This is a genomic window from Micromonospora sp. NPDC047793 (genome assembly GCF_040642635.1).
Lineage (GTDB): Bacteria > Actinomycetota > Actinomycetes > Mycobacteriales > Micromonosporaceae > Micromonospora.
Genome location: NZ_JBEYSG010000010.1, coordinates 205069 through 215889, shown reverse-complemented (window position 1 = coordinate 215889; position 10821 = coordinate 205069). Strand labels below are relative to the sequence as shown.

Genomic DNA, 10821 nt, shown 5'->3' with positions numbered 1-10821 from the left:
ATCGACACACTCACCCCACACGACGCCCCATCGAAACCCTTCTTCGACGAGTCGTACCCGATCCCCAGAATCGTCTCCCGCACGATCGACGGAATGTCGGCATACGCCTTCGTCGTCACCTCACCCGCCACATGCACCTGACCAGTCGTGATCAGAGTCTCCACCGCCACACGGCTATGCGGATCCTGAGTGAGCAGGGCATCGAGAATACCGTCACTGATCTGATCAGCGATCTTGTCCGGGTGGCCTTCCGTGACCGATTCGGACGTAAAGAGGCGGCGTGACACGCTTGTCCTTCCCAGAGCGAGACGGGGTCAGTGGATAGGGCGTTCCGTGGAATCACCCCTTCATGGCAGCCTGCCATGCGGCAACCGTCGGCGGCGAGTCCATGTGTTCGGGAACGCGGCTGCGGACACCACGAGAGAGTGTGGCAGGCGGCCGACCCCCTTGACGAGAAAGGTCGAGGTCGTTCCAAGCCTCGGCGACGGTGCGCGGGATCGGCCCGTCGCCTACCGGCCCGTCGCAGCCAGGTCCAGCAGCGTACGCACGACGGCGTTGCGGGCCAGCGGCACCTTGAAGGCGTTCTCCGGCAGCGGTCGCGCGTCGGCGAGCTCGGCCTCCGCGGCCCGGTGCAGTCTGTCCTCCGTGGGCGGTCCGCCGCGCAGCAGGTCCTCGGCGCGGGTGGCCCGCCACGGCCGGTGCGCGACGCCGCCCAGCGCGATCCGGACGTCGCGGATGCGTCCGTCGGCCAGGTCGAGCGCGGCGGCGACGGAGACCAGGGCGAACGCGTACGAGGCCCGGTCGCGGATCTTGCGGTAGTAGGAGCGGGCGGCGAAGGTCAGCGGAGGCAGGTCGACGGCGGTGATCAGTTCCCCGTGGGCCAGCACCGTGTCCGTCTGAGGTGTCGATCCGGGCAGTCGGTGTAGCTCGGTCAGCGGGATGGTGCGGCTGCCGTCCGGCCCGGTGGTCTGCACCAGGGCGTCCATCGCGGCCAGCGCTACGGCCAGGTCCGACGGGTGGGTGGCGATGCACTCCGGGGAGACGCCCAGGATCGCCAGGTCGCGGTGGTGTCCCTCGACAGCGGAGCAGCCGGTGCCCGGGGCGCGCTTGTTGCACGCCGTGGTGACGTCCTGGAAGTAGGGACAGCGGGTGCGTTGCAACAGGTTCCCGCCCACTGTGGCGAGGTTGCGCAACTGGGTGGAGGCGCCGTTGAGCAGCGCCTGCGCGACGACCGGGTAGCGACGCCGGATCAGCGGATCTGCGGCCAGGTCGCTGTTGGAGACGCCCGCGCCGATGCGGACGCCACCGTCGGGCAGCTCCGTGACGCTCCGGGAGGTGACGTCCCGCAGGTCGACCAGGAGGTCGGGGCGGGCCACGTCGAGCTTCATCAGGTCCACCAGGTTGGTGCCGCCGCCGAGGAAGGCCGCCTGTGGCGAGCGGGCCAACAGGGCGACCGCGCCGGCCAGGTCGGTGGCGCGCGCGTACCGGAAGGGCCTCATGACCGGGCCACCTCCTGGATCGCCGGGATCATGTTCGCGTACGCGGCGCAGCGGCAGAGGTTGCCGCTCATCCGTTCCCGGATCTCGTCGGGGTCGGCGGTGAGGTCGACCGGCCCGTGGGCGGCCGGGTCGGTGCGGTCGGGGTCGCGTACGGTGACCGCGCTGAGCCACCCGGATGCCGCCTCGGCGAGCATGGCGACCGCCGAGACGATCTGTCCCGGGGTGCAGTAGCCGCACTGGAAGGCGTCGTGGTCGATGAAGCTCTGCTGCACGGGGTGCAGTCGACCGTCGTGGGCGAGTCCGGCGGCGGTGATCACCTCGGCGCCGTCGTGGGCCACCGCCAGCGCGAGGCAGCTGTTGGCGCGTCGGCCGTCGAGCAGCACGGTGCAGGCGCCGCACTGGCCGTGATCGCAGCCCTTCTTGGGGCTGGTGTTGCCCAGTCGTTCGCGCAGCGCGTCGAGCAGGGTGGTGCGGGTGTCGACGGTGAGCCGGTGGTCGGCGCCGTCCACGCGGAGTGCGATCTCGGTGTCCATGCGGTCGTCCCCCGGAGGATCGTGGGTCGGCGAGTTAACGCTATTAAACGGATCTGTAACGCCCAAAGTCGTTAAAAGCGATAGAAAGGTACGCAACGACGTCTGGGGGTGTCGGCGGATGTTGGCGGAGGTGTGGCCGTTCGTCGAGCGGCGGTACGCGGCCGGGCAGCGGGTCGTGCTGGCCCGGCTGGTACGGCGAACCGGCCCCGGCTCCCGGCCGCTGGGCGCCACCATGGCGGTCGCCGCCGACGGCGGTTGGGTCGGCTCGGTCTCCGGTGGTTGCGTGGAGGGGGCCCTGCTGGCGGAGGCCCGCGCGGTGCTCGACGGTGCCCGCCCCCGTCTGACGGCGGTCACTCCCGCCGCGGAGTTGATGCCCTGGGAGGCCGCGCCCGCCTGCGTCGCCGAGCTGGGGGTGCTGATCGCGCCGGCGCCCACCGGCGCGGTGTACGCGACCATCGGTGCCGCGTTGGCCGCGCGCCGTCCGCTGGCGGTGGCCGTCGCGTTGCGGGAGCCGTTCGACTGGTCGGTCGCGGCGAGCCGGGACGGGCTGCCCGCCGATGAGGAGTGCTTCGTCGAGCAGTGGCGTCCCGGCCCGCTCCTGGTGCTGGTCGGTGCGACGGATCTGGCCGCCGCGGTGGCCGCGCTGGCCGTGCCGATGGGTTACCGGGTGACGGTGGTCGACCCGCGACCCGCGTACGCCTGTCGGGAGCGGGCGCCGGCGGCCGACGACGTGGTCTGCGACTGGCCCGACCGGTGGCTGTCCGCTGCCCCGGTCGGGCCTCGCGACGCGGTGCTGGTGCTGACCCACGACCCGCGCATCGACGATCGCGCGATCAGGGCCGCGTTGTCCGGCCGGGCCGGTCATGTGGGGGTGCTGGGGAGCCGGGAGACGCATGATCGACGGTTGGCCCGGTTGGGTGGTCTCGCCGGTCTCGACCGGCTCGCCGGTCCGGCGGGCCTGGATCTCGGCGGGGACTCGCTGGCCGAGACCGCTTTGTCCATGCTGGCCGAGGTGGTGGCGGTGGCCAATCGGCGTACGGGCGGTCGGTTGCGGGACGCGTACGGTCCCATCCGGGTCGGTGGCGCGTTGCCGGTGCCTGGCTGAGCCGATCCGTCAGGGGGATCGGGTCGACGGGTGCGGCATACGTCCGACGCGCACCGAAGGATGAGCGTGTTACCTAATTTATCCTATTTGCCCCGCCACTCTCCTCCGTCCGTGCTCGTTGCAAACGATGTGCGTCGGACGGGACGGACAGCGCCACGGTGCTCACCCGGTCCCACACTGGAGGGAGCGCGGTTCTGAACCGGATCGCAGGAATGATCATCGCGGCGGGAGGTGGCCGTCGTATCGGTGGCCCCGAGGCCCTGCTGCACCAGGGTGACAAACCCCTGGTCGACCAGATGATCGACACGCTGACGGAGGCGGGCTGCGGGCAGATCGTCGTCGTCCTCGGCGCCGCCGCCGACCAGGTCCGTGACACCGCGCACCTGGACCACGCCACGGTGGTGGTCAACCGGGCGTGGGGCACCGGAGTCGGCTCGTCCATCCGTGCCGGCCTGGCCGGCATCGACGACGACCGGGTGGAGGCCGCGGTGGTGGTCCCCGTCGACATGCCCGGGCTGACCGCCGAGGCGATCCGTCGGGTCACCGCGCTGCCCTTTCCCGACGTGCTGGTCTGCGCCACCTACAACGGGCTGCGCGGCTACCCGATGCTGTTCGGCCGTCGGCACTGGCCGGGCATCGCCACCCTGGCCAGTGCCGACGTCGGTGCCCGGCCCTACCTGCTGGCGCACAAGGACCAGATCGTCGACATCGCCTGCGACTCGGTGGCCGACGGCAGTCGGGTGGACACCCCCGAACTGATGGCGCTGTACGGCCTGACCGTGCCCGAGCAGCGCGTCGGCGTCTGACCCGCTCAGTCGGGTAGGACGTTGCCGGCGGCCAGGCGCTGGTACCAGTGGGCACTGTCCTTCCAGAGGCGTTCCTGGGTGTCGTAGTCGACGCGGATGATCCCGAAGCGGCGGTCGTAGCCGTACGCCCACTCGAAGTTGTCCAGCAGCGACCAGACGAAGTAGCCCCGCACGTCGACACCCGCCGCCATCGCGTCGTGCGTCGCGGCGATGTGCCGGCGCAGGTAGTCGACGCGGCGGTCGTCGTGCACCGCGCCGTCGGGCGAGACCACGTCGTCGAAGGCGGCGCCGTTCTCGGTGATCATCAGCGGCAGGTCGGGGTACTCGCGGTGCAGCCGCAGCAGCAGCTCGGTCAGGCCGGCCGGCTCGATGTTCCATCCCATCGCCGTGTACGGGCCCGGCTGGGGCAGGAAGTCGACCCGGTCGGCGCCGACCCAGGCGGAGTGCGCCGACCGGCCGTGGCCGTCCGCGCTCGACCGGGCCGAGACGCCGTCCCAGGTGCGGACCAGGGTGGTCGAGTAGTAGTTGACGCCGAGCACGTCGAGCGGGACGGCCGCGGTGCGCTCGTCGCCGTCGCGGACGAACGACCAGTCGGTGACCGCCGCCGTGTCGGAGAGCAGGTCGGCCGGGTACGCGCCGTCGAGCATCGGGCCGAGGAAGGCCCGGTTGGCCAGCGCGTCGGTGCGGCGTACCGCGTCGGCGTCGGCCGCCGAATCCGAGGCCGGACGGATCACGTGCAGGTTCAGCGTGACCGACAGCCGCGCCGCCGGAGCCAGGTCGCGGATCACCCGGCCGGCCAGACCGTGCGCCAGGTTCAGGTGGTGTACGGCGCGTAGCGCCGCCTCCGGTTCGGTGCGTCCCGGCGCGTGTACGCCGGAGGCGTATCCGAGGTACGCCGAGCACCACGGCTCGTTGAACGTGGTCCAGGTGTGCACCCGGTCGCCCAGCGCCCCGACGATCGCCGTGGCGTAGTCGGCGAAGCGCAGCGCGGTGTCCCGCTCCGGCCAGCCGCCGGCGTCCTCCAGTTCCTGCGGCAGGTCCCAGTGGTAGAGCGTGGCGACCGGCTGGACACCGCGCTCCAGCAGCCCGTCCACCAGCCGGGAGTAGAAGTCCACGCCGGCCTGGTTGACCGGGCCGGAGCCGCCGGGCTGCACCCGGGGCCAGGCGATGGAGAAGCGGTACGCGTCCAGCCCGAGCGCGGCGATGTGGTCCAGGTCGGACTCCCACCGGTGGTAGTGGTCGGCGGCGACGTCGCCGGTGTCCCCGTTCAGGGTGCGTCCCGGTGTGTGGCTGTAGGTGTCCCAGATCGACGGTCCACGGCCGTCCACCCGGGCTGCCCCCTCGATCTGGTACGCGGCCGTGGCCGACCCCCAGACAAAGCCCTCAGGGAACACGACATCACTCACTTCGTCACCTCCGTGACCTCGCAGCGGTACCCCGACGAGTCGCCCGCCACCACCTCGGCGGTGGCCGTCCCGTCGCGGTGGTACACCTCGAACTCCGTGCCGGACCCACGGTCGGGCGCGGGCACGCGTACCCGGGTCCGCTGGCCCGGTGCCGGAGCGTACAGGCGCAGGGTGACGTCGTCCGCCCAGCGGTAGTCGGGCCGGTCGGTGACCGTCCCGAACGGGATGACCGAGCCGGGCCGGGCCAGCACCGGGACGCTGTCGAAGCCGTGCTTCTCGGTGACCCAGCCCGGGCCGGTGACCTGTGCGCCGCTGGTCAGGTGGGTCCAGGTGCCGGCCGGCACGTAGTAGGTGACCTGACCGTCGGCGCTCATCACCGGGGCGACCAGCAGGTCCGGGCCGAGCATGTACTGCCGGTCCAGGTACGCGGCGGTCGGGTCGTCCGGGAACTCCAGGATCATCGGCCGCATCACCGGTACGCCCTCGCGGTGCGCCTCGTCGGCCGCTGCCGCCAGGTACGGCATCAGCGACATCTTGAGTCGGGTGAACCGGCGCAGCACGTCGACGGCCTCGTCGTCGTACGCCCACGGCACCCGGTACGAGCCGGAGCCGTGCAGCCGCGAGTGCGAGGAGAGCAGCCCGAAGGCGATCCACCGCTTGAACACCGCCGGGTCGGGCGTGCCCTCGAAGCCGCCGATGTCGTGGCTCCAGTAGCCGAAGCCCGACGCGGCCAGCGACAGGCCGCCGCGCAGCGACTCGGCCATCGCCACGAAGGTGGACTCGCAGTCGCCACCCCAGTGCACCGGGAACTGCTGACCGCCCGCCGTGGCGGAGCGGGCGAAGACGACCGCCTCGCCCTCGCCTCGCTCGGCCGTCAACAGCTCGAAGACGGCCTTGTTGTAGAGGTGGGAGTAGTAGTTGTGCATCCGCTGCGGGTCGGCGCCGTCGTGCCAGACCACGTCGGTCGGGATGCGCTCGCCGAAGTCGGTCTTGAAGCAGTCGACGCCCATGTCCAGCAGCACCTTCAGCTTGTCGGCGTACCACCGGACCGCGTCCGGGTTGGTGAAGTCGACCAGCGCCATCCCGGCCTGCCACTTGTCCCACTGCCAGACCGACCCGTCCGGGTTGCGGACCAGGTAGCCGGCCTGTCGGCCCTCCTCGAAGAGGTAGGACCGCTGGGCGATGTACGGGTTGATCCAGACGCAGACCTTGAGGCCGCGTTCGTGCAGCCGGCGCAGCATCCCCTCCGGGTCGGGGAAGGTCGCCGGGTCCCAGATGAAGTCGACCCAGTGGAACTGCCGCATCCAGAAGCAGTCGAAGTGGAACACCGACAGCGGCAGGTCCCGCTCGGCCATCCCGTCGATGAACTCGGTGACCGTCTTCTCGTCGTAGGAGGTGGTGAACGAGGTGGACAGCCACAGCCCGTACGACCAGGGCGGCACCCGGGCCGGGCGACCGGTCAGCGCCGTGTAGCGGCGCAGCACGTCCTTCGGGGTGGGGCCGTCGATCACGTGGTACGTCAGGGACTGCCCCGGCACGCTGAACTGGGTCTGCGACACCACCTCGGAGCCCACCTCGAACGACACGTGTTCGGGGTGGTCCACGAACACCCCGTACCCGGCGCTGCTGAGATAGAACGGCACGTTCTTGTACGCCTGCTCGCTGGCGGTGCCGCCGTCGGCGTTCCAGATGTCGACCGTCTGGCCGTTCTTGACGTACGCGCCGAAGCGCTCGCCCAGGCCGTAGATCGTCTCGCCGACGCCGAGCGAGAGCCGGTCGTGCACGTACTTGTGGCCCTCGGCGTCGGTGACCACGCCGATGCTGCGTTCGGTGGAGGAGGTGACCAGCTTGTCGCCGCGCAGGAAGTCGACCCGCCACGGGCCGGTCAGCGCCACCCGCACGGTCATCTCGCCGGTGGTCAACCGCGCGCTGAGCCCGGTGACCTCCACGTGCACCGGGTGTGCGGTGCTGTCGGCGAGGGCGAAGCGGGGCTGCTTGGGGAGCCCGCCGGAATGGTGTCCGACGGTCACCCCGACCACGCCGGGGGCGGGGGAGAAGAAGCGTACGGTCACCACTGGGCGGTTCAGGGTGTCGCCGCGTCCGGTGATCCTGCCGATCGGGGCGAAGACGGTGAAGGACCGCTCGTCCGGCTCCACCGACTCGACCGTGCCGGGGCGCAGCACGCTCACCCCGGGACGCAGTTGCCAGTATCCGTCGGTGAACTTCACTTGTCGGCTCCTGCCGTGATGCCGCGCGCCAGGGTGCGCTGGAAGACGAGGAAGAACAGGATCGCCGGGAGGAGACTGAGCAGCGCGCCGGCGTTGGTGGTGGGGGCGTCCATCAGCCGGTCGCCCTGCAACGAGGCGAGCGCGACCGGGATGGTCTGGGTCTGGTTGTCGATCAGCATGACCAGGGGGATGAGGAACTCGTTCCAGGTCCAGATGAAGAAGAAGACCAGCAGCACCGAGATGGTGGGCCGGACGTTGGGCAGCACGACCCGCCACAGGATCCGCCACTTGCCGGCCCCGTCGAGCGCGGCGGCCTCCAGCAGCGGGCGCGGGAAGGTGCTGAGCACCGAGGCGAGCAGGTACGTGCCGAAGGCGGCCTGGATGACGGTGAAGATGATGATCACCGCCAGTCGGGTGTTGTAGAGCCCGGCCTCCTTGGCGAAGTGGTACAGCGGATAGATCAGGGCTTCCTGCGGCAGCATGTTGGCCAGCAGGAACAGCCCGATGATCCAGAGCCGGCCCCGGACCCGGCCGATGCCGAGCGCGTACGCGCTGAGCAGGGAGACGACCACGGCGAGCACCGCGACGGAGCCGGAGATAAGGATCGAGTTCCACAGTTTGACCGGGAAGTCGACCTGCTCCCAGTAGGTGCGCAGCCCGGTCGTGTAGAACTCGGTCGGCCAGCTCAGCGGGCCGTTGGTCGAGTAGTCGCCGGGCGACTTGAACGCGTTGAGCAGCATGAACGCGAACGGCACCAGCATCACCAGCGCGGCGACGGTGACCAGGGCCAGCACGATCCAGCGGGTGACGCCCCGGTGGTGCCGGTCGGGAACCCGGCGGGTACGGCCGCCGGTGCGGGGTGGGGTGAGCGTGACGGCCATCAGATTCCTCCGTCGCGGCGTTCGGCACGGTTCTGCGCCCGGATGAACAGCACCGCCACCACGACGATGATCAGTGTCAGCACCATCGAGATCGCCGAGCCGTAGCCGACGTTGAGCCGCTTGAAGAAGGTGAAGTAGGCGAAGTAGGAGGGCACGTTTGTGGCGTTCTCCGGGCCGCCCCGGGTCAGCGCGTAGATCGGGCCGAACACCTTCATCGCGGCGATGGTGCAGGTGAGGCCGACCACGAAGGTCTCCGGCCGGATCTGCGGGAGGGTGATCGCGCGGAACCGTCGCCACCAGCCGGCGCCGTCGATCTCCGCCGCCTCGTACAGCTCGGGGTTGACCCGTTCCAGCGCCGCCATGAAGACGACCACCGGGTAGCCGAGCTGCACCCAGATCATCACGGCCATCACCATCGGCAGGGCGGTGTCCGGGTCACCGAGCCAGTCGTGGCTCAGCGTGCCGAGCCCGATGGCGTCGAGCAGCCCGTTGAGCGCGCCGTCGGGGCGCAGGATCCAGCCCCAGACGATGCCGGCCACCACGACCGGCAGCACCTGCGGCAGATAGAAGGCGGCCCGCAGTGCGGCGGCGGTACGCGGGCGGAAGCGACGTCCGATGGTGTCGAACAGGACGGCCGCCAGGACCAGGCCGATCAGGGTGGGCAGCACCACCATCGCGACGATCATCGCGATGGTGTTCGTGAACGAGGTCCAGAAGACGTCGTCGGTGAGCAGGGTGCGGTAGTTGTCCAGGCCGATGAAGCTGGGGTCGCCGACGCCGGACCACTTGGTCAGGGAGAGGTAGCCGGTGTAGACCAGCGGGCCGCCGATGACGAGCAGGAACAGCGCCGCACCGGGCAACAGGTAGAGCCAGTAGCCGGCGTCGGGGCGTCGGGGTCGGCGCGGGGTCCTGCCCGTCGGGGGAGACGGGGTCGCCCCCGGGCGGGCGGCGACGGTGTCGGGCACTGCCATGGGAGTCCTTCCACGGTGGGGCGGGCGTCACCGCCTCGGGTGACGCCGACGGGTACGCCCGCCCCGGCCGCCGCTCAGTCGCGCGTGATCTCCGCGACGCCGTCCTGGTAGGGCTTGGCGATCGCGTCGAGGACCTGCTCGGGCGACCTGGACTGGTTGATCAGGCCCTGGAAGCCGGAGACCAGCACGTCGTAGTAGCCGGGCACCGGCCAGTCCGGATAGAAGGCCAGGCCGTCCTGGCCGCTGATGGTGTTGAAGTTCTCGATCAGCTTGCGGTCCTTCTCGTCGCTGATCGCGGCCGGGTCACCGGCCACCGGCACGCCCCCGTTGTTGCCGATCAGCGCCTGGATCTCCGGCCGCATGGTGATGTCGATGAAGTCGTACGCCAGGTTCTTGGCCTTGCTGGTCTCCGGGACCACCCAGAGGTTGCCGGAGGAGCCGGCGTGCATCGTGTTGCCGGGGAAGAGGAAGCTGTCCCAGTCGTAGGAGATCTCGCTCTTGAACCGGCCGTACCACCAGCTACCGGAGACGATCATCGGGACCTTGCCGGAGATGAACGAGGTGCCCATGTCCTCGGCCTTGAGGCTGGCCGAGTCCTTGGCGATGTAGCCCTTGCCGACCCACTCGGCGAAGGTCTGTGCGCCGTACCTGAGCGGGTCGGCCTTGAAGTCCACCGGGTTGGCGTAGAGCTGGTAGTCGTTGACGAAGGTGCGGTCCGCGCGGGAGAGCGCGAGCTGGTAGAAGAGCTGACCGGCCGGGTACTCGGCGCCGGACATGCCCAGCGGCGTGACGCCCTTGGCGACGAAGGTGTCCATCGCGGCGGTCATCTCGGCCAGCGTCGTCGGCACGGTGACGCCGTGCTCGGTGAAGAGCTCCTTGTTGTAGTAGACCATCACGTACTCGCCGTAGTTGGGTACGCCGTACCAGTTGCCCGAGCCCATCACGCCGTTGTCGTACTTGGCGGTGGTCTGCAGGCTGGGGCTCAGCGCCTTGTCCCAGCCGCGCTCGGTGGCCTCGGCGGTCAGGTCGGTGAGCAGGCCCTGCGAGGAGAGCAACCCGGCGGTGGCGTTGCCCTTGTTGTACTCCATGATGTCGGGGCCCTCGGCCGAGTTGATGATCATGCCGGCGTTCTGCTGGATCTGCTCGAACGCCTTGCGCTCGAAGCGCACCTCGACCCCGGGGTGTTCGTCCTTGAAGATCTCGATCGCCCGGTCCCAGGCGATGCCCATCGCACTGTTGGCGCTCTCGTAGTGCCAGAGTTTGAGGACGTTCGCCCCACTGTCGTCCCCGTCACCGCCGCAGGCGGCCAGGCTCGTCGCCGTGAGCGCGGCCACCGTGGCCGCCACGGCTACGCTGCGGAATCGTCGCATTGCTAGTCTCCCTGGTGAGTAT

10 protein-coding genes are annotated in these 10821 nt (G+C 70.2%); 2 read left to right on the top strand and 8 right to left on the bottom strand.

The annotated features are described in order from the left end of the window. From ABZ738_RS21200 to ABZ738_RS21190, 3 genes are all read right to left on the bottom strand, one after another. The coding region (locus tag ABZ738_RS21200) for an S-adenosylmethionine synthetase N-terminal domain-containing protein (protein WP_357215605.1) at nucleotides 1–287 on the bottom strand (287 nt) is incomplete at its 3' end. A 222-nt stretch (nucleotides 288–509) separates the two neighbouring features. After that, nucleotides 510–1499, bottom strand: a complete 990-nt coding sequence (locus ABZ738_RS21195; RefSeq protein WP_131053209.1) for a xanthine dehydrogenase family protein subunit M — start codon at nucleotides 1497–1499, stop codon at nucleotides 510–512. Continuing rightward, nucleotides 1496–2032 (bottom strand): 2Fe-2S iron-sulfur cluster-binding protein, encoded by a 537-nt coding sequence (locus tag ABZ738_RS21190; protein ID WP_131053208.1) that lies wholly within the window; start codon nucleotides 2030–2032, stop codon nucleotides 1496–1498. The genes ABZ738_RS21195 and ABZ738_RS21190 overlap by 4 nt, the downstream gene beginning before the upstream one ends. Before the next feature lie 118 nt (nucleotides 2033–2150). Between ABZ738_RS21190 and ABZ738_RS21185 the strand changes: the two genes are divergently transcribed. Beyond that, nucleotides 2151–3137 (top strand): XdhC/CoxI family protein, encoded by a 987-nt coding sequence (locus ABZ738_RS21185; protein WP_161594960.1) that lies wholly within the window; start codon nucleotides 2151–2153, stop codon nucleotides 3135–3137. A 212-nt stretch (nucleotides 3138–3349) separates the two neighbouring features. Beyond that, complete coding sequence (locus ABZ738_RS21180) at nucleotides 3350–3943, top strand: NTP transferase domain-containing protein (RefSeq protein ID WP_131053206.1); 594 nt, start codon at nucleotides 3350–3352, stop codon at nucleotides 3941–3943. A 5-nt stretch (nucleotides 3944–3948) separates the two neighbouring features. Here the strand turns inward: ABZ738_RS21180 and ABZ738_RS21175 are convergent, their stop codons facing one another. From ABZ738_RS21175 to ABZ738_RS21155, 5 genes are all read right to left on the bottom strand, one after another. Next, nucleotides 3949–5349 carry a GH1 family beta-glucosidase gene (locus ABZ738_RS21175; RefSeq protein ID WP_131053205.1) on the bottom strand — a complete coding sequence of 467 codons (1401 nt, stop codon included), beginning with the start codon at nucleotides 5347–5349 and terminating at the stop codon, nucleotides 3949–3951. After that, nucleotides 5346–7577, bottom strand: a complete 2232-nt coding sequence (gene yicI, locus ABZ738_RS21170) for an alpha-xylosidase (protein ID WP_131053204.1) — start codon at nucleotides 7575–7577, stop codon at nucleotides 5346–5348. Before yicI ends, ABZ738_RS21175 begins: the two co-directional genes overlap by 4 nt. Continuing rightward, the gene (locus ABZ738_RS21165) at nucleotides 7574–8458 is read right to left on the bottom strand and encodes a carbohydrate ABC transporter permease (protein ID WP_131053203.1); all 885 of its coding nucleotides are present in this window, start codon (nucleotides 8456–8458) and stop codon (nucleotides 7574–7576) included. The genes yicI and ABZ738_RS21165 overlap by 4 nt, the downstream gene beginning before the upstream one ends. After that, on the bottom strand, nucleotides 8458–9429 hold the full coding sequence (locus ABZ738_RS21160) for a sugar ABC transporter permease (protein ID WP_131053202.1): 972 nt from the start codon (nucleotides 9427–9429) through the stop codon (nucleotides 8458–8460). Before ABZ738_RS21160 ends, ABZ738_RS21165 begins: the two co-directional genes overlap by 1 nt. Before the next feature lie 74 nt (nucleotides 9430–9503). Then, nucleotides 9504–10799, bottom strand: a complete 1296-nt coding sequence (locus ABZ738_RS21155) for an extracellular solute-binding protein (RefSeq protein ID WP_131053201.1) — start codon at nucleotides 10797–10799, stop codon at nucleotides 9504–9506. Between the last annotated feature and the right edge of the window lie 22 nt (nucleotides 10800–10821).

Excerpts from the sequence above, each read along its gene's own strand:
- ABZ738_RS21195 (WP_131053209.1), bottom strand. The coding sequence starts at position 1,499 with ATGAGGCCCTTCCGGTACGCGCGCGCCACCGACCTGGCCGGCGCGGTC.
- ABZ738_RS21190 (WP_131053208.1), bottom strand. The coding sequence starts at position 2,032 with ATGGACACCGAGATCGCACTCCGCGTGGACGGCGCCGACCACCGGCTC.
- ABZ738_RS21185 (WP_161594960.1), top strand. The coding sequence starts at position 2,151 with ATGTTGGCGGAGGTGTGGCCGTTCGTCGAGCGGCGGTACGCGGCCGGG.
- ABZ738_RS21180 (WP_131053206.1), top strand. The coding sequence starts at position 3,350 with ATGATCATCGCGGCGGGAGGTGGCCGTCGTATCGGTGGCCCCGAGGCC.
- ABZ738_RS21165 (WP_131053203.1), bottom strand. The coding sequence starts at position 8,458 with ATGGCCGTCACGCTCACCCCACCCCGCACCGGCGGCCGTACCCGCCGG.
- ABZ738_RS21160 (WP_131053202.1), bottom strand. The coding sequence starts at position 9,429 with ATGGCAGTGCCCGACACCGTCGCCGCCCGCCCGGGGGCGACCCCGTCT.
- ABZ738_RS21155 (WP_131053201.1), bottom strand. The coding sequence starts at position 10,799 with ATGCGACGATTCCGCAGCGTAGCCGTGGCGGCCACGGTGGCCGCGCTC.